This window comes from Pseudomonas sp. BGI-2 (assembly GCF_004310295.1).
Taxonomy (GTDB): Bacteria; Pseudomonadota; Gammaproteobacteria; order Pseudomonadales; family Pseudomonadaceae; genus Aquipseudomonas.
This window is the reverse complement of the sequence record NZ_SISB01000023.1, coordinates 1-18,230: the sequence shown is the minus strand read 5'-3', so window position 1 is coordinate 18,230 and position 18,230 is coordinate 1. Positions and strand designations below refer to the sequence as shown.

Here is an 18,230-nt window from a genome sequence, read left to right as displayed (position 1 = left end):
CTTTATAAGTCAAGCGGCTGGATTAGACCAGCTTCTCGAACTCGGGGATGGCTTCGAACAGGTCTGCCACCAGGCCGTAATCGGCCACCTGGAAGATCGGCGCTTCTTCGTCCTTGTTGATCGCAACGATCACTTTGGAGTCTTTCATGCCGGCCAGGTGCTGGATCGCGCCGGAGATACCGACGGCGATGTACAGCTGTGGAGCAACGATCTTGCCGGTCTGACCGACCTGCATGTCGTTGGGTACAAAACCTGCGTCGACCGCAGCGCGGGAAGCACCGACGGCAGCACCCAACTTGTCGGCCAGGGCGTACAGGTGTTTGAAGTTGTCGCCGTTCTGCATGCCGCGACCGCCGGAAACGACGATTTTGGCAGCGGTCAGTTCCGGACGATCGGACTTGGCCAGTTCTTCGCCAACGAAGCTCGAAGTGCCAGCGTCGTGAGCAGCAGCGACCGCTTCAACAGCGGCCGAACCACCTTCGGCAGCAACCGGGTCGAAACCGGTGGCACGCACGGTGATCACTTTGACTGCTGCGTTCGATTGAACGGTAGCGATCGCGTTACCGGCGTAGATCGGGCGTTTGAAAGTGTCAGCGCTTTCGACCGAGATGATCTCGGAGATCTGGTCAACGTCCAGCTGAGCGGCAACGCGCGGCAGGATGTTTTTGCCGTTGGAGGTAGCGGCAGCCAGGATGTGGCTGAAGCCCTTGCCCAACTCTGCAACCAGCAGCGCGACGTTTTCCGGCAGTTGGTGAGCGTAGGCGGCGTTGTCGGCCACCAGCACTTTAGTCACGCCAGCGATTTTCGCAGCGGCTTCAGCCACGGCGCCAACGCCCTGGCCTGCAACCAGAACGTGGATCTCACCGCCGATTTTCGCAGCGGCAGCCACGGTGTTCAGGGTGGCCGGGGCCACTACCTTGTTGTCGTGTTCTGCGATTACCAAGATAGTCATGATTAGATTACCTTCGCTTCGTTTTTCAGTTTCTCGACCAGTTCAGCCACCGACTTGACCTTGATACCCGCGCTGCGTGCAGCAGGCGCTTCGACTTTCACGGTCTTGTTGGTGGAGGCGGTGGAAACGCCCAAAGCATCCGGAGTCAGCACTTCGAGAGGCTTCTTCTTGGCTTTCATGATGTTTGGCAGGGACGCGTAGCGCGGCTCGTTCAAACGCAGGTCGGTGGTGACGATGGCCGGCAGTTTCAGGGAAACCGTCTGCGCGCCGCCGTCGACTTCGCGAGTCACGGCAACGCTGTCGCCGCTGATTTCGACTTTGGACGCGAATGTGCCCTGACCGTAGCCGCTCAATGCAGCGAGCATCTGGCCAGTCTGGTTGTTGTCGCTGTCGATGGCTTGTTTGCCAAGGATCACCAGCTGCGGCTGTTCCTTGTCGACAACAGCTTTCAACAGCTTGGCAACGGCCAGCGACGTCAGGTCTTCGGCGGATTCGACGAGGATGGCGCGGTCAGCACCCAGAGCCAGCGCGGTGCGCAGTTGCTCTTGAGCGGTGGTCGGGCCGATGGAGACGACGACGATTTCAGTCGCTACGCCTTTCTCTTTCAGCCGTACGGCTTCTTCCACTGCGATTTCGCAGAACGGGTTCATCGACATCTTGACGTTGGCGAGGTCTACGCCGGAATTGTCCGCCTTGACGCGAACCTTGACGTTGTAATCCACAACGCGTTTGACAGCTACAAGAACCTTCATGGATTCCTCGTTACTCTCCGGTGAAAAGAAAGTCGCCTAGGCGAACCTGGCGGTTTGATGCTCATCGGCGCAAGGGCACCTCTAAAAACGCTGGCAGGTGTATCGGGTGAACCTTGCTCACGAGGCAGATGACCGTTCGTCAGTGGTGACCGACAAGTCATTCATGATCGCGGCGTGTAAACTGCGCGCCAAACCTGCGCGGCGCATCACCTTGTACTGCCATCGCCCTGTCTTTAGAGGTGCTCTTGAACCCAACAGTCAGCCTACGGCGAGCGCAAAACCGACCGTATATTGACCGGAACGCCTATTCCGGTCAATACGGCAAAATAGCCGTTCATAAGCCGCGTGACTTTGATTTCTCTGGCTTTGAGCCAATTCAAACAAACGTTTGTATTGGACGCTAGGAGTGGTGTAGATATAATGCGCCACCCAGAGAGAAAGGTGGTCTATCGATTGTCCTGTTCCGCGCATTGCGAAGGAATTCATGGATGCGACACCAAACCTCCAATTAGAAAAAAAACTGTTGAGCCTTGAGTAGGAGATAACCTGTGGAACGCGAATACATGGAATTCGACGTGGTCATCGTCGGTGCCGGCCCCGCGGGTCTTTCCGCCGCCTGCCGATTGAAGCAGAAGGCCGCCGAAGCCGGTAAGGAAATCAGCGTCTGCGTGGTCGAAAAAGGCTCCGAAGTCGGCGCACATATCCTGTCCGGCGCGATCTTCGAACCCCGCGCCCTGAACGAATTGTTCCCTGACTGGAAAGAACTTGGCGCCCCGCTGAACACGCCGGTTACCCGCGATGACATCTTCGTACTGAAAAACGCCGACAGCGCGCAAAAAATTCCTGACTTCTTTGTGCCCAAGACCATGCACAACGATGGCAACTACATCATCTCCCTGGGCAACCTGTGCCGTTGGCTGGCCCAACAGGCCGAGAACCTGGGCGTAGAAATCTACCCAGGCTTCGCCGCCCAGGAAGCACTGTTCGACGAGAGCGGCGTGGTTCGCGGGATCATCACGGGTGATCTGGGCGTTGACCGCGAAGGCCATCCGAAAGAAGGCCTGTACACCCCGGGCATGGAACTGCGGGGCAAGTACACGCTGTTCGCCGAAGGTTGCCGCGGCCATATCGGCAAGCAGCTGATCAAGCGCTTCAACCTCGACAGCGAGGCCGACGCCCAGCACTACGGCATCGGCCTGAAAGAAATCTGGGAAATCGATCCGGCCAAGCACCAGCCAGGTCTGGTAGTCCACACCGCCGGTTGGCCGCTGGACATCATGGGCACCGAGAACACCGGTGGCTCGTTCCTTTATCACCTGGAAAACAACCAGGTGGTAGTGGGTCTGATCGTCGACCTGTCCTACAGCAACACTTACTTGTCGCCATTCGACGAGTTCCAGCGCCTCAAGCATCACCCGGTGCTCAAGCAGTACCTGGAAGGCGGTAAGCGCATCAGCTACGGTGCTCGCGCCATCTCCAAGGGCGGCCTGAACTCGCTGCCGAAAATGGTCTTCAAGGGCGGCGCGCTGATCGGTTGCGATCTCGGCACCCTGAACTTCGCCAAGATCAAAGGCAGCCACACCGCGATGAAGTCCGGCATGCTCGCCGCTGAATCCGTGGCCGAGGCGCTGTTCGCTGAAAAGGACGGCACCGAAGAGCTGACTACTTACGTCGACGCCTTCAAGAAGAGCTGGCTTTACGACGAGCTGTTCGCCAGCCGCAACTTCGGCCCGGCGATCCACAAGTTCGGCGCCATCGTCGGCGGCGGTTTCAACTGGCTCGACCAGAACATCTTCGGCGGCAAACTACCGTTCACCTTGCACGACAACAAACCGGACTACGCGTGCCTGAAACTCGCGGCCGACTGCAAGAAGATCGACTACCCGAAACCGGACGGCAAGATCAGCTTCGACAAACTCAGCTCGGTGTTCATCTCCGGTACCAACCACGAAGAAGAACAGCCGTGCCACCTGAAGCTGACCGATCCGAGCATCCCGATCGCCAAGAACCTGCCTATGTACGATGAGCCTGCCCAGCGTTACTGCCCGGCTGGCGTGTACGAAGTGGTGACCAAGGAAGACGGCGAGAAGCGCTTCCAGATCAACGCCCAGAACTGTGTTCACTGCAAGACCTGCGACATCAAGGACCCAGCACAGAACATCACCTGGGTGGCGCCGGAAGGTGCTGGCGGCCCGACTTACCCGAACATGTAAGCCGAACGCTTGAACATTGAGGCTCCCGAAATGGGGGCCTTTTTGTTGCCCGCAATTTGACCCACACCACAATCCCCCTGTAGGAGTGAGCCTGCTCGCGATTGCGGTGGATCATCCAGATTAGATGTCGACTGACCCACCGCAATCGCGAGCAGGCTCACTCCTACAGGGGGCCCATTGCCAACTCAGGCCGCGCGCTCATCACCGGGACTACGTTCGAAGTAGCGCTTGTACTCGCGACTGAACTGCGACGTGCTCTGATACCCGACCCGATGCGCCACCTGCGCCACGCCCAAGCCCTCGGCTAGCAACAACTGCTGCGCCTTGAGCAAGCGTAAACGCTTCAAATACTGCACTGGCGACAACAACGTGCTGCGCTTGAAATGCTCATGGAACGTCGACGCGCTCATGTTTGCGCAACTGGCCAGGATTTCCACATTCAACGGCTCAGTGAAATGCCCGTGCAAATGGTTGAGCGAAGCGGCAATCCGGGCGAACTGCCCCTGCTGTTCCACCAGCGCACGCAACACATCAGCTTGCGGACCGCGCAACGCAACGAACAACAATTCCCGAAGCCGTGCCGGCCCCATGATCTGGCACTCCATCGGATCGCGCAGGCAACGCAACAGCCTCTCCACGCAACCGCGCATCGCATCGTCGAGCACCGCTGACGTCATGGATTCCGGCGTTTGCGCAGGAATCGTGCGCCCCGGCACCAGCCCCATGGCCAACACCAGCTCCCCGAGCAGCACTCGGTCGATGGCGATGGACACTCCAAGCATTGGCCCACCCGGCGCCGAAAACGTTTCGCACTCAAACGGCACCGGCAATGCTTGAATCAGGTAGTGGCCGGCGCCGTACTCCAGCGTTCGCGGCCCCAGATACGCCAGTTTGCTACCTTGGGCGATGATGACCAGGCTCGGTTCGTAAATCTGCGGACCACGGGCCACATCGCAACTGGCCCGTAAAACCTGCACGCCCGGCAACGCCGTAGGGGCGAAACCATCGCGAGTGGTCAGAGGCTCAATCAGCGAAACCAGCGTGGCATTGGCATCGAGATGTCGGGTCAACAACATGAGAGTTCTTCACAAAAAAGTCGCGGAAAATGGGATGAAAGCATCATCGCAGGTCTGATCGCCCATTTGATCAATCGAACGCTGTTGCCGGAGGATTAGGCATGACACCCGGAGGAATCGCCATGGCCGGTGGCGGATACGGCGCCCAAAATGCGCAGCCTCACTTGTCACTGCTTCTGCGAGGTTCATCATGTACACCGCCATCGGATACGCCGCCCAGTCGGCCACCACTCCCCTCGCCCCCGTGAAATTCGAACGCCGCAGCCCTCGTGCCGACGACGTTGCGATCGATATTCTCTACTGCGGCGTTTGCCATTCCGACATCCACCAGGCCCGTAACGAATGGGGCATTGCCGTTTATCCGCTGATGCCGGGCCATGAGATCGTAGGTAAAGTGACCGCCATCGGTGCGAACGTCACCCAGCACAAGGTCGGCGATCTGGTCGGTGTCGGCTGCATGGTCGATTCCTGCCGCAGCTGCGAAGCCTGCCAGTCCAACCTCGAGCAATACTGCCTCGAAGGTCCGACCATGACGTACGCCACCCCGGACCGGGTCGATGGCAGCAACACCATGGGCGGCTATTCCGACAGCATCGTGGTCAGCGAGCACTTCGTGGTGCGCATTCCGGAAAAACTCGACCTGGCCAGCGCCGCGCCGATCCTCTGCGCCGGCATCACCACCTACTCGCCGCTCAAGCACTACGGCGTGAAGGCGGGCGATAAGGTCGGGATTCTCGGCATGGGCGGCCTCGGCCACATGGGCATCAAGTTCGCCAAAGCGATGGGCGCCGAAGTCACGCTGTTCACCCGTTCGGCGAGCAAGGCTGAAGAAGGTCGTCGTCAGGGCGCGGACCACGTGATCGTGTCTACCGACGCCGAGCAGATGAAAGCTGCGGCGGGCTATTTCGACTTCCTGCTGGACACCATTCCGGTGCAGCACGATCTCAATCCCTACCTCGATACGCTGCGTTTCGACGGCGTGCACATTCTGGTCGGGCTGATCGAGCCGGTAGATCCACCGGTCCACGCTGGCAAACTGGTGATGAGCCGTCGCGTATTGGCCGGCTCGCTGATCGGTGGCATCGCCGAAACCCAGGAAGTGCTGGATTTCTGCGCCGAGCACAACATCACCTGCGACATCGAAATGCTCGACATCCGCCAGATCAACGAGGCTTACACCCGCATGATCGCCGGGGACGTGAAGTACCGCTTCGTGATCGACATGGCGACTTTGAAGGTTTAAACCTTAAGTCCCAGTTCCGCCGATAGCCGGGCTGTGACCCCTTTGATCAGGGGAATCAGCTCGGCCATTTTCTCCAGCGGCATGTATGGCACAGTGCTGGCGATGCTGATGCCGGCAACGATGCGCTTGCTGGCATCACGGATCGGCGCCGCCACGCAGCGGATCGACGGTTCATTGTCTTCCAGGTCGAAGGCGTAACCGCCGGCCACGTACTCGATCATGCGCTGCTGGAACTGCTCCCAGGACTGCTCCGGGTGCAGCGGCCAAAACTGATTTTTCCCTCCCGCCGGCAGGCTGACTTCGTACAGCCTCTGCCATTCTTCCTGTGTGTCATCGAGCATCAGCGCCTTGCCGATCCCGGTGCGCGCCAACGGCATGCGATGGCCGACCCGCGAGCGCATTTCCGGGCCATTGCGCCCCGGATTCTTGTGCAGGTACAGCACTTCGTCGCCTTCACGAATCGCCAGGTGAATCGTGTCGCCGGTCAACGCCGACAACTCATCCAGATACGGCCCGGCCAATGTGACCAGCGGCAATTCTTCACGCGCCTGGAAGCCCAGCTCGATCAGCTTCGGCCCCAACAGATACCCGACTTGCGGCACCACGCGCAGATAGCGCTCGTCCACCAGGCAACTGGCCAGACGATGGGTGGTGCTGCGTGTGGTGCCGATCAGCCGGGCGATTTCCTTGAGATCGCGGGCGCCACTGGCCACGGCCTGAACCACACCCAGGCCACGAAGCAGTGTCTGGGTGCCGGTCGGTGCGGCGTCCTTGGCGATTTTTGGGGCGTCTTCCTGCATATCCAGCCTTTACCGTTGAGCGAGTGAACGGGCGGCATTATGGTCGCCCGACGGCTGCTACTACAACTTGATACGCTCGACCTTGCCGACCAGCAAGATGTAGGAAAGCGCACCGATCAACGCCAGAACCGAGATGTAGGTGATCGCCGGGGCAAACGAATCACCGGTCGCCAGGAAACCGATGACAATCGGTGTGGTAATCGCCGACAGGTTGCCAATGAAGTTGAACACCCCACCGGTCAATCCCAACAACCGCGCCGGGGCCAGGGTTGATACCAGCGACCAGGTGATCGAAGCCAGTCCGTTACCGAAGAACGCCAATGCGAGGAAGGCAATCACCAGCGGCGTCGATTCAACGAAATTGGCGCCGATGATCGACGTGGAAATCAGCAAGCCGCCAATGATCGGCAATTTGCGCGCGAAGCCCACCGTGTAGCCGCGACGGATCAGGAAATCGGAGAAGAAGCCAGAACACAGCACGCCGATGAAGGCGGCGAGAAACGGCAGCGACGCCAACAGGCCGGACTTGATGAAGTCCATGCCGCGGTATTTCACCAAGTAGGTGGGGAACCACGTCAGGAAAAACCACAGCGTCGAGTTGAGGCAGAACTGACCGAGGTAGATGCCCCACAACTTGCGTTTGGTCAGAACGATGCCGAGGTCGGTCCAGCTGAATTTGGCTTTGACTTTGGCTTGTTCAGCCTGGATATCCACCAGCCCGCCACCTTCGCGGATCAGTTCGATTTCGGCATCATTGGCACCTTTGAAATCCCGTGGCTCGCGGTAAACCGCGTACCAGATCACCGCCCAGAGAATGCCCACCGCACCGGTGCTGACAAACACCATGTGCCAACCATATTGATGCTGCAGCCAGGCCAATACCGGCGTCAGAAACGCCAGGCCGACGAACTGCCCGGACGTGTAGAAACCGATGGCCGTGGCGCGTTCGCGTTCCGGGAACCAGGTGGTCACTACCCGGCTGTTGATCGGATACGCCGGCGCTTCCAGGGCACCGACCGCCATGCGCAAGACGAACAGTGCAATGAAACTGGCGGCAAAACCGAGCATTACCGTGGCGATCGACCACAGCAACAAGGCGACGCTATAAAGGATGCGCGGCGGGACGCGATCCACCAGCCAGCCGCCGGGAATTTGCATGGCGGCGTAGGTCCAGCCGAACGCCGAGAAAATCAGCCCGACGTGAATCGGGTCGATGCCCAACTCGCTGGTCAGCGCCGGGGCGGCAATGGAGAGGTTGCTGCGGTCGAGGTAGTTGATGACCACGGTGATGAACAGCAGCACCATGATGAAAAAACGCTTGCGGCTGGGCGCCACCAACGACGCCTGCCCGGTGAGGGTTTGCGGTTGCATGGGGAATGCCTCTTCTTATGTTTATTGAGGTCGATGAAAAGCTTGGATTGACGCAGATCTTCTGGTCAATGGAGATCAAATGTGGGAGCGGGCTTGCTCGCGAAAGCGGTGGTTCATTCAACATTGATGTCGGCTGACACCCCGCTTTCGCGAGCAAGCCCGCTCCCACAAGGGGATTGTGTTGAGTCAGTGAGAACTCACCACTCGGCAAAACTGCCATCGGCATGGCGCCAGATCGGGTTGCGCCAGCGGTGACCGACAGCGGCGCGTTCGATCACGTATTCCTCGTTGATCTCGATGCCCAGGCCCGGGCCGTTCGGGATTTTCACGAAGCCTTTGTCGTAGTCGAACACCCGCGGATCCTTGATGTAATCCAGCAGGTCGTTGCTCTCGTTGTAGTGGATGCCCAGGCTCTGCTCCTGGATGAACGCGTTGTAGCAAACCGCGTCCAGTTGCAGGCACGCCGCCAACGCAATCGGGCCCAGCGGGCAATGCAGCGCCAGCGCCACGTCATAGGCTTCGGCCATGTTGGCGATCTTGCGGGTTTCGGTGATCCCGCCGGCGTGGGAAGCATCCGGCTGAATGATGTCGACGTAACCTTCGCTGAGCACACGCTTGAAATCCCAACGCGAGAACAACCGCTCACCCAAGGCAATCGGGGTGCTGGTCAGCGGCGCGAGTTCCTTTAGCGCTTCGTAGTTTTCGCTGAGCACTGGCTCTTCGATGAACATCAGTTTGTACGGATCGAGTTCTTTCATCAGTACCTTGGCCATGGGCTTGTGCACCCGGCCATGGAAATCCACGCCGATGCCGACGTTCGGGCCCACCGCGTCACGCACGGCGGCGACGTTGGCCAGGGCCAGGTCGACTTTCTCGAAGGAGTCGAGGAATTGCAGTTCTTCGGTGCCGTTCATTTTCACCGCAGTGAAACCACGTTCGACCGCCTCTTTCGCAGCGCGAGCGGTGTCCGCCGGCCGGTCGCCGCCGATCCACGAATACACGCGAATCTTGTCCCGCACCTGGCCGCCCAGCAAGTCGCTGACCGATACACCCAAGGCCTTACCCTTGATGTCCCACAACGCCTGATCGATACCGGCCAACGCGCTCATGTGGATTGCGCCACCCCGGTAGAAGCCGCCGCGGTAGAGCACGGTCCAAATGTCTTCAATGTTGCGTGGGTCTTTGCCGATCAGGTAGTCGGACAATTCTTCAACGGCGGCGGCAACCGTGTGCGCGCGACCTTCGACCACGGGTTCGCCCCAGCCGGTCACGCCCTCGTCGGTTTCGACTTTGAGGAAGCACCAGCGCGGTGGAACGATGAAGGTGGTCAGTTTGGTGATTTTCATCTTTTGCTCTCTTTTTATAAGTGCAGCTCTTATAGATGCAGCGCTCGTAGCGCCAAAAAAGTCTTAGCGAAGGGCTTTCCAGGCAGTCACGTAGGCCTTGGCGTTTACGGCCACTTCCTCAGGCGTCATGCCTGGTTTGAACAACCCGGAACCCAGTCCGAACCCTTTGACGCCAGCGTCAATAAACACCTGCATGTTGTCCGGCGTGATCCCGCCGACCGGCGCCAAAATGGTTCCGGCCGGCAGCACCGCGAGCCAGGCTTTGACGACTGCCGGGCCCATCTGCTCGGCTGGGAACATCTTCAGCACATCCGCGCCTTCGGCCAGTGCGGCAAAGGCTTCGGTCGGCGTCGCAACACCCGGCGACAGGTATAACCCCGCCGCTTTTGCTGCACGCAACACCTTGGCATCGCTGTGGGGCATGACGATCACCTGGCCGCCCGCAGCTTTCACTTGCTCGACCTGTTCCGGCGTCAGCACCGTGCCGGCGCCGATCAGGCAATCGGCGGGCAAGGTACTGCGCAGGATGCGGATGCTTTCGTACGGCTCGGGGGAATTGAGCGGCACTTCGATGACGCGAAATCCGGCGGCGTAAAGGACTTCACCGATGGCGGCCGCTTCCTGCGGGCGCAGGCCACGCAGGATCGCGATCAGACCGTTTTGCGTCAGTGCTTGCTTGAGCATGTCAGACCTCCAGTCAGGTTTAACGGGGTGGGTGTGCGGCGATCAGTCCGGCCGCAACCGCCAACTGCCACAACCCGCGTTCGGTGGCTTGTTCGGCCAGGGTCACGCGGGCAAAACCGCAGGCGTCGAGGGCCCGGCTGTAGCGGGTACAGAGTTGGGAGTTGCCTATGAGGATGATCGACGGCAGATGAACGCTGTTGCGTCGGCGTCGCTGAACATTCGCCAGCGCTGACAGCTCATGGCCGATCAGCAGGCCGGATAAATAATCCGGTTGTGCGGTCGCACTGAGTTCGCCGGTCAACCCGAGGCTGCGGGCGCTGAACAACGTCGACAGCGGCCCGATCTCGCCCTCCGTCGACAGCGCCACCTGCACGCCACGATCAAAGGCTTGGCCATCGAAGGACGCGCCCTTTTGCTGGGTGCGCCCCAGAATGCTGTGTTCGCTGAGCACGGCGAAGATCTCGCCGGTCATGAAAGTATCGAAATGCACGATGCAACCGCCGGCCACTTCCACCCATTTCGAATGGCTGCCCGGCAGGCCGATCAACAGATCACGGCCCTGCTCGATCGGTAGACTTTGCAAGACTCCCAGCACCTGGGTTTCTTCGCCGCGCATCACGTTTGGCAAGCGCGAACGCTGAATCACACCCGGCACGATGTGCACATCGACACCGCGAAGACTGCGAATGGTTTGTAGGGAAGTTCCGAGATTGGCGACGTTGGCCGGCGTGTCGCAGTAAGCCGCTTCGCGCCAGCCCTGGGCGCTGCCGACCATGCCACAGGCAATCACCGGCAAATCCGGCTGCGCGTCGAGCCAGTCACCGCACGCCTCATCGAACGCCAGTTCAAAACCGTCTGCGCATTCCTGACCGTTGATGATTCGCGGCGTCCGGGGCAACTGCATGATCCCGGACGACAGTGAACGCTGTTCCAGCACCTGGCCACCCGCGGCGAGTTTGTAAGCACGTAATGAGGTCGTCCCCCAATCGAGCGCGATCAATTGCGCCAGCATCGCTTCACCTGTTCTGTTTATTGGCAGTGAGTGAGCTGGACTATAGACCTTTTACAGGAAAGATCTCAATATGTAATTTGATCTCCCACATATTGGGACATATCAACTTGCGGCGTCCACCGCTCTCTGGCACCGCCCCCCTCCCCGGCTTCAATCCCCAGCGTCTCGCACTCCAGTGAGCCCGCGCGGTGGGTATCACCATTTTTGGCAGAGATACCGGGTTCGCGACGACCATCGCCTCGTATAAGGGTGTACTCCGTCCGGTACCGAACCCACTCCTCCTGGGGCTGCGCACCCAAGGATTTATAAAACTCGATCGCCGGTTTGTTCCAGTCCAGCACGCTCCACTCGAAGCGTCCGCAGTCATTGGCGCAGGCGATTTTCGCCAGGTGGCGCAGCAACGTTTTACCTGCGCCGCCGCCGCGCTGTTCGGGGGTGATGTAGAGGTCTTCGAGGTAAAGGCAGTTGCTGCCGAGCCAGGTGGAATAGCTGAAGAAGAACACCGCGAAGCCGATCGGCAAGCCGTCGCGCAGGCAGATCAGGCCGTGGGCGGTGGCGCCTTCGCTGAACAGGCTGCGTTCGATGTCGGCGACGCTAGCGATGACTTCGTGACGGGCACGTTCGTAGTCGGCCAGTTCGGTGATGAACCCGAGGATTTGCGGCGCATCGCTGGGGGTCGCCGGGCGGATGTCGATCGTCATGGACGGGCCTTTGTCGAAAGTTGAAAACGCCATACTAAGTCGGCGCGTGGCGCTCGTCACACTGGAAATTCAAAGCTGATCCATGGAGCATGTGTAGCAGCGGGCGAACTGTGGTGAGGGGATTTAGCGAAACGTCGCACCGCCCCGTTGGGCTGCGAAGCGGCCCCAGCAGTTTGTTTGCAACACGCGTGTACAGGATTGACGACTGCTGCGCAGCCGAACGGGGCGGTGCGACGTTTCGCTAAATCCCCTCACCACAGTTCGCCAGCTGCTACAGGGTTGTGTCGCTGACAAGTACGTTTTTCACTTAACAGGAAGTTTATGCCTACTGATGCTTTTGCGCCGCTGCAAACTCTCGCTGCGGAGCTGCTGCCCCACGCACTGGAACCCTCGGAAGATGGCGCCCACGATCTGTCGCATTTGCAGCGCGTCTGGCACAACGTGCGCACACTTCATGCTGTAGAAGGCGGCGATCTTGAAGTGTTGCTGGCGGCGGTGCTTTTGCATGATTGCGTGGCGGTGGAGAAGAATTCGCCGTTGCGCTCGCAAGCGTCAAGACTGGCCGCCGAGAAGGCGTCTGCCGTGTTGGCTGACTTGGATTGGCCAAGCGCAAAAATCAGTGCGGTCGCCCACGCCACTGAAGCCCACAGTTTTTCCGCCAACATCACCCCGACCTCGCTCGAAGCTAAGATCATGCAGGACGCCGACCGTCTCGACTCTCTCGGCATGCTCGGCGTAGCGCGGACTTTCTACATCGCAGGACGCATGGGCAGCGCGCTGTACGACCCGCAAGACCCGGAAGCGAAAGCGCGGGACTATGATGACAAGCGCTTTTGCCTTGATCACTTTCAGACCAAGCTGCTGCACCTGGCGGACGGTTTCCAGACGCCAACCGGCCAACGACTGGCGCGGATCAGGCATGAGCGTTTGAAGGGTTTCATGGAGCTGTTCAAGGAAGAAATCGGCATCAGCTGACCCCATTACTCCGGCCGGCGGTAACCCTGGCATCGATAACCTCGGACCTAACGTTGACGACTCGCATGGTAGATAGACGGATAGCGACTTTTTCGGGTCAAGGAACCGCGTCATGTCTACCGCAACGCCCCACGTCTCAAGCAGGTTGTTCGGCCTGTTTTGCCTCGCCAGTTATTTGCTGTCGCTGTCCTACGGCTCAACGTTTTTGTTGTCGCTGCTGATCGGTTCACGGGGCGGCAACGAACACGATGCCGGCAGCGTGATTTCAGCGGCGATGCTCAGTACGTTTGCGGCGGTGATTGTCTCCGGACACCTGTCCGATCTGCTCGGCGCGGCGCGTTCGATTGCACTGTTTGGTCTACTGTTGGTGGCGGCCAGCCTGGGCTTCGCGCTGACGCCGGGATTCGGCAATCTGTTGCTGTTTTTCGGACTGCTGCTGGGCCTGGGTTGGGGGGTGTTTTACACCTTGGGGCCGATTATCGTCGCGAGTCTGGTAACGCCCGCGCAACGCGCCAAGTACTTCGCGCTGCTGTCCGGCAGCATGATGACCGGGATCGGCACCGGGCCATTGTTGGGCCGCGCGGCCAGTGCGCTGGGCTATCCGGTGACCACCGCGTTTTACCTCGCGGCGCTGGCCAGTCTGATCGGCGTGTTGCTGTTTTGGCGGCTGGATTCGCAGCTGAAAAAAGCGCCCTCGCCCACCACCACAGTCGCGCGCATTTCCTGGCGCGCCACCGCTCAGGTGCTGTCGTCCAAAGCGCTGTTCCCGATCGTCATGGTCGGCCTCGGCGGGTGCGTATTCGGCGGCCTGTCGAGCTTTCAAACCAGTTACGCGGCGTCTCGCTCACTGGACTACTCACTGTTCTTTTTCGGCTTCATGGGCGCGGCGATCAGCAGCCGAATGTTGATTGCCGGCTTCGTGGTCAAGCGCGATCCGTTCCGCGCATCCTGCCTGCTGTCGGCGCTGATGATGGGCTCGATTGTGCTGTTCGGTTTCGTGGTCGACAACGGGTTCAGCTACGTGCTGGCGGCGATGATGCTCGGGGTCGGTTACGGGCTGACGTATTCGGTGATCAATGGACTGGCGGCGAACGAAGCGCCGCACGGCACTACCTCGCAATCGTTGTTGCTGTTCAGCTTGTCGTACTTCATCGGCGTGTTCGGTTTTCCGTTGCTGGCCGGGAAGATCATCGTCGAACACGGGATGACGACACTTCTGCTCACCGTTCTCGCCGTAGCGCTGTTGAACTGGCTGATCACCGTGGGCCGATTGATCTGGCGCCGGGTCGTCGACGCCAGGTCGTTGCAACAGGCCTAGACCGTTCGTCGTTCATCAGGCACCAATCCAAATCGGGGGCGGACCAACATCAGGTAAGGACTCTAATTGAATGGAGACGACACCATGATCACGTCCCGCTTGACTGCCCTCGCTCTCGCCACGCTGTTGTCCTCTGCCGCTTTCGCGGCGACCTCCACCACCGGTACCGGCCCGACCAACCCGGTCGAAGGTCCAAAATCCCCGACCACCCAAGGCTCGCCCGGCATGAACACCAATGGCACGGGCGTTGACAGCAGCGTGCCTGCGTCCACGGGCACCGACCCACGGACTCAGGGCAACGACGCGGGCCGTCAAGGTGGAATGAACCTGCCGGACACCCAGACACCCGATAACGCCGGCGCCGGCATGGGCTCGAAAACCACCACCGGTGGCTCGGGTTCCGAAGGCGGTGCCAGCCAATAGTTCGCCCACGCGAGTTGCACCTATCCACATCCATGAAGAGGTAACCATGAACGTCGATAAAAACCTTGAGAAAGAAGTCCTGACCCGTCTGCTGCACGCTCATCCAAATGGCTTGGGCAAAGAGGTCCTGGACAATTACCGGGGGGAGAAAGTCGTGGCCAGCACCCTCGCCACGCTGCAGGATCGCGGACTGATTCAGCACGGGCATGTGACCTGTAACGAGGCCGGCGAACACTCGCTGCAACTGCCGATCAAACTCAGCGCGGCAGGGGTCGAGGCCGCGCGAAAGCTGGACGTTTAACAAGATGAATCAGGTCGCAGTCGTGCGCGGCTGCGACCGTTTGAGCGTCTATAAAAGCTGCCGGAGAAATCCGTTCAGGATCTCTAGTGAATTTAGTGGCCCCTTCGCGAGCAAGCCCGCTCCCACAGGGGATATGTGTCGTTCACAAATCCCCTGTGGGAGCGGGCTTGCTCGCGAAGACGGCAGCTCAGACGCTAGATGTCTTCCTGATCAACTCATCCACCTCATCCACCCCAGGCGAAGTCGCCGGCCCCCACCGAGTGACCGCCAGCGCCGCAGCCGCATTCGCCCGCCGCGCCGCCTCACCCGCCGACAACCCCTGCGCCAACCCGGCCAGAAACACTCCGGCATGCGCATCGCCGGCACCATTGCTGTCCACCGCTTCAACCTTGAAACCGGGCACATGCTGTCGGTCGCCGCGCTGGCTGATCCAGCACCCTTGCGGGCCATCGCGCACCACCATCAACACTTCGGTCGGCAGATGATCGGTCAGCCGGTCCAGCGCCTCGGCAATGTCCGACGCCCCGGTAAATCGTAGCGCCTCAACGCTGTTGCTGGTCCACAGATCAATGCGCGGTAGCAACGCCTGCATCAGTGGCTGATCCGGCGAATCCACCAACGGTCCCGGATCGAACACCACGTTGACCGCTTTCGGCAAACCCAGCACCCACTCCACCAGCGCCTGGGCCTTGCCGGCGTGCAGCAGGCTGTAGCCGCTGACGTAAACGTAGTCGCCCGCCTCGGCTGGCACGCTCGCCAGGTCCTCGGCCGTCAATTCGCCCTCGGCGCCGATGTAGGAAATGAAACTGCGCTCGGCCGACGCATCGGTTACCGCAACGCACAACCCGGTATCCCGTTCGGCCTTGTGTGCGATGCCGATCCGAATGCCTTCAGCCTTCATCGCCTCACGGGCCAGGTCGCCGAAACGACCGGTGCCGTGACGGCCGAGATAGACTACCGGCAGCCCGTTACGCGCAGCGGCGGCCATCACGTTAAAACCGCCGCCGGCTTCGAAACGGGCGGACTGCGCCAGCACGTCGCCGCCCGGTTGAGGCAATTTATCCACGGCCATGACCAGGTCGATAATGACCTGGCCGGTGTGCAGCAACCTGGTGCCCTGTCTCACAAATACGTTCCTCTTTTGGCGAGTGGTTGTTGCCGTCAGGCAAGGCGCCGCGACGAGTCATAGCTCGCTATGGCGAGGAGCGGCAACGCAGCATGGCGACAACAAACACCGTCAAAAAGGAACAGTACTTGTGAGACTGGGCACCTAAGCATGAGCGTTCTCGGTGATTGCGGCGCGACGATCCTTGGCCCCACCGAGTACCCAATAGATCCCGCCGGCCACCAGGAACGTCACGATCCAGCCGAGGCCGTTGTGACCCAGCCAAGAATCAGACAGGAAACCGCGGAACCAGACGTTTTGTTCGGTGGTGCCAATGGTGGTGAAGCTGAAGCCCAGCACGATCGCCAGCGCCCACGCACCAAACGCACGCCACTCGATACCGCCGTTGTACCAGTAGGCGCTGCTCGGACTGACATCCAGCAAGTCTTTGGGGCTGTAGTAATGACGATGAATCAGGTCAACGACGAAGATCCCGACCCACGCCGTGATCGGCACCGCCAGCAGCGAAATGAAGGTAATGAACGGGCCGTAGAAACTGTCGGCGATCAGCATGAAATAAATCGAACCGGCGAAGATCGCGACGATGTCGACCACCACGGCATAGACGCGCTTGACCTTGAGGCCGAGGGTCAGCGTGGTCAAACCGGCGGAATACACCGACAGGTTGTTCGACAGCAGCAACCCGCCGAACGCGGTGATCAGGTACGGCACGGCCATCCAGGTCGGCAGCATGTCGCGGATCGCGATGATCGGGTCAGTGGCCGACGCCAGTTCGTTGTTGCCCACCGACAACAAGCCGCCGAGGGTGATCAGCAGCACCAGCGGAATCCCCGCACCGAATGCCGCCGATGCCACCAGACGCACGGCTTTGACGCTGCGGTGCTGATAGCGCGACATGTCGGCACCCGCGTTGGCCCAGCCGATCCCGGTGCCGGCGGCCATGGTGCCGACGCCGATAATCATCGCGCTCAGCGGCGCGGGCGTGGCGTTGAACACCGCGTTCCAGTCGATGGTGGCGCAGAGGAAGCCGCCGACCAGAATGTTCAGCGCACCGAACACGTAAGTCGCCCACTTCTGGATCACCAGCAATGTGGCGTGACCGAGGCCGGACACCGACAAGGTCAGCAGCACGAAAATCGCGATGAAGATCAGGGTCAATACCGGCGCGCTTTTCGCTTCCACCGGCGAACCGAACAGGATTGAGCACAGCGACAGCAGCACGAAGGCGGCGGTGGTAGTGTTGACGGTTTCCCAGCCCAGCCGCGACATCAGCGAGACCAGGGTCGGGCCGATGTTGCCGCGCACACCGAAGATCGCTCGCGACAGTGTCAGGCTTGGCGCCCGACCACGGCGACCGGCGATGGAGATGATCCCGACCACCGCGAAGGAACCCGCGGCGCCGAGGATCGCGACGATGATTGCCTGCCAGATCGCCAACCCGCGAAACGCCACCAGCGTGGCACCCAGCGGCAGGCCGAGGATGGAAATGTTGGCCGCGAACCAGACCCAGAACAGTTGCAGCGGATGACCGTTGCACTCCGCTTCCGGCACCGGTTCGATGCCGCGGGTTTCCAGTTGCCCGGCGTTTTGCCCGGCGTTCGATGAACTCATGAAAAATGCTCCTGTTGCCTTTGTTGTGGTTGTGGGCAATGACGGAAGACGAAAACAACAGCCCGGCTGTCCTGGCCAAATCCGTGCGATCCATTGCGGGTGAAAAAGTTAAATTTGTGGCGCGGCCATCGCGAGCAGGCTCACTCCCATAGGTACGACGTGGAACCTGAGGCTTGCACTATCCCTGTGGGAGCGAGCCTGCTCGCGATATAGGTAGTCCGTTCCTTTCTCTTCCATACTGATATCGCTGGAAGTCAGTTGTCGGCGAGGAAGGAACATGCACCTGTGGGCTACGAATATGCTCGCGCAGCACTCGATGATTACGC

16 protein-coding genes and 1 pseudogene are annotated in these 18,230 nt (G+C 60.2%); 6 read left to right on the top strand and 11 right to left on the bottom strand.

The window, feature by feature from the left end; translation table 11 throughout:
* Positions 1–22: 22 nt before the first annotated feature.
* Together EYC95_RS16625 and EYC95_RS16620 are read right to left on the bottom strand one after the other, a co-directional pair.
* Positions 23–952, bottom strand: a complete 930-nt coding sequence (locus EYC95_RS16625) for an electron transfer flavoprotein subunit alpha/FixB family protein (RefSeq protein ID WP_131061333.1) — start codon at positions 950–952, stop codon at positions 23–25.
* A 2-nt stretch (positions 953–954) separates the two neighbouring features.
* Positions 955–1,704: an electron transfer flavoprotein subunit beta/FixA family protein gene (locus EYC95_RS16620; protein WP_064676439.1), complete on the bottom strand. Its 750-nt coding sequence runs from the start codon at positions 1,702–1,704 to the stop codon at positions 955–957.
* Between the two features lie 548 nt (positions 1,705–2,252).
* Here EYC95_RS16620 and EYC95_RS16615 point away from each other — a divergent pair.
* Positions 2,253–3,917 (top strand): electron transfer flavoprotein-ubiquinone oxidoreductase, encoded by a 1,665-nt coding sequence (locus tag EYC95_RS16615; protein WP_131061332.1) that lies wholly within the window; start codon positions 2,253–2,255, stop codon positions 3,915–3,917.
* Between the two features lie 185 nt (positions 3,918–4,102).
* Here the strand turns inward: EYC95_RS16615 and EYC95_RS16610 are convergent, their stop codons facing one another.
* Entirely contained in the window at positions 4,103–4,993 is an 891-nt protein-coding gene (locus tag EYC95_RS16610) for an AraC family transcriptional regulator (RefSeq protein WP_131061331.1), read from the bottom strand.
* Positions 4,994–5,183: 190 nt separating this feature from the next.
* Between EYC95_RS16610 and EYC95_RS16605 the strand changes: the two genes are divergently transcribed.
* Positions 5,184–6,236 carry an NAD(P)-dependent alcohol dehydrogenase gene (locus EYC95_RS16605; RefSeq protein WP_131061330.1) on the top strand — a complete coding sequence of 351 codons (1,053 nt, stop codon included), beginning with the start codon at positions 5,184–5,186 and terminating at the stop codon, positions 6,234–6,236.
* Here EYC95_RS16605 and EYC95_RS16600 read toward each other — a convergent pair.
* From EYC95_RS16600 to EYC95_RS16575, 6 genes and pseudogenes are all read right to left on the bottom strand, one after another.
* Positions 6,233–7,036 carry an IclR family transcriptional regulator gene (locus EYC95_RS16600; protein WP_131061329.1) on the bottom strand — a complete coding sequence of 268 codons (804 nt, stop codon included), beginning with the start codon at positions 7,034–7,036 and terminating at the stop codon, positions 6,233–6,235. The two genes, EYC95_RS16605 and EYC95_RS16600, sit on opposite strands and share 4 nt — an antisense overlap.
* A 60-nt stretch (positions 7,037–7,096) precedes the next feature.
* Positions 7,097–8,407, bottom strand: a complete 1,311-nt coding sequence (locus EYC95_RS16595; protein WP_131061328.1) for an MFS transporter — start codon at positions 8,405–8,407, stop codon at positions 7,097–7,099.
* Between the two features lie 197 nt (positions 8,408–8,604).
* Positions 8,605–9,753: a galactonate dehydratase gene (gene dgoD, locus EYC95_RS16590; protein ID WP_131061327.1), complete on the bottom strand. Its 1,149-nt coding sequence runs from the start codon at positions 9,751–9,753 to the stop codon at positions 8,605–8,607.
* Positions 9,754–9,816: 63 nt separating this feature from the next.
* The gene (locus tag EYC95_RS16585) at positions 9,817–10,437 is read right to left on the bottom strand and encodes a 2-dehydro-3-deoxy-6-phosphogalactonate aldolase (RefSeq protein ID WP_131061326.1); all 621 of its coding nucleotides are present in this window, start codon (positions 10,435–10,437) and stop codon (positions 9,817–9,819) included.
* 19 nt (positions 10,438–10,456) lie between these two features.
* The gene (locus EYC95_RS16580) at positions 10,457–11,449 is read right to left on the bottom strand and encodes a 2-dehydro-3-deoxygalactonokinase (protein WP_131061325.1); all 993 of its coding nucleotides are present in this window, start codon (positions 11,447–11,449) and stop codon (positions 10,457–10,459) included.
* A 239-nt stretch (positions 11,450–11,688) separates the two neighbouring features.
* A pseudogene (locus EYC95_RS16575) lies at positions 11,689–12,150 on the bottom strand (N-acetyltransferase family protein); the annotation flags it as partial.
* A gap of 321 nt (positions 12,151–12,471) precedes the next feature.
* On the opposite strand from EYC95_RS16575, the gene EYC95_RS16570 reads away from it, so the two are divergent.
* The 4 genes from EYC95_RS16570 (at position 12,472) to EYC95_RS16555 (ending at position 15,167) form a co-directional block, all read left to right on the top strand.
* Entirely contained in the window at positions 12,472–13,125 is a 654-nt protein-coding gene (locus EYC95_RS16570) for an HD domain-containing protein (protein ID WP_131061324.1), read from the top strand.
* Between the two features lie 112 nt (positions 13,126–13,237).
* Positions 13,238–14,443, top strand: coding sequence for an MFS transporter (locus tag EYC95_RS16565; RefSeq protein ID WP_131061323.1), 1,206 nt, complete (start codon positions 13,238–13,240; stop codon positions 14,441–14,443).
* A gap of 84 nt (positions 14,444–14,527) precedes the next feature.
* Positions 14,528–14,866, top strand: coding sequence for a hypothetical protein (locus EYC95_RS16560; protein ID WP_131061322.1), 339 nt, complete (start codon positions 14,528–14,530; stop codon positions 14,864–14,866).
* Between the two features lie 46 nt (positions 14,867–14,912).
* Positions 14,913–15,167 carry a hypothetical protein gene (locus EYC95_RS16555; protein ID WP_131061321.1) on the top strand — a complete coding sequence of 85 codons (255 nt, stop codon included), beginning with the start codon at positions 14,913–14,915 and terminating at the stop codon, positions 15,165–15,167.
* A 187-nt stretch (positions 15,168–15,354) separates the two neighbouring features.
* On the opposite strand, the gene EYC95_RS16550 is transcribed toward EYC95_RS16555, so the two are convergent.
* Both EYC95_RS16550 and EYC95_RS16540 read right to left on the bottom strand, forming a co-directional pair.
* The gene (locus tag EYC95_RS16550; RefSeq protein WP_256656963.1) at positions 15,355–16,293 is read right to left on the bottom strand and encodes a PfkB family carbohydrate kinase; all 939 of its coding nucleotides are present in this window, start codon (positions 16,291–16,293) and stop codon (positions 15,355–15,357) included.
* Between the two features lie 144 nt (positions 16,294–16,437).
* Positions 16,438–17,904 (bottom strand): cytosine permease, encoded by a 1,467-nt coding sequence (locus EYC95_RS16540; RefSeq protein WP_131061320.1) that lies wholly within the window; start codon positions 17,902–17,904, stop codon positions 16,438–16,440.
* Between the last annotated feature and the right edge of the window lie 326 nt (positions 17,905–18,230).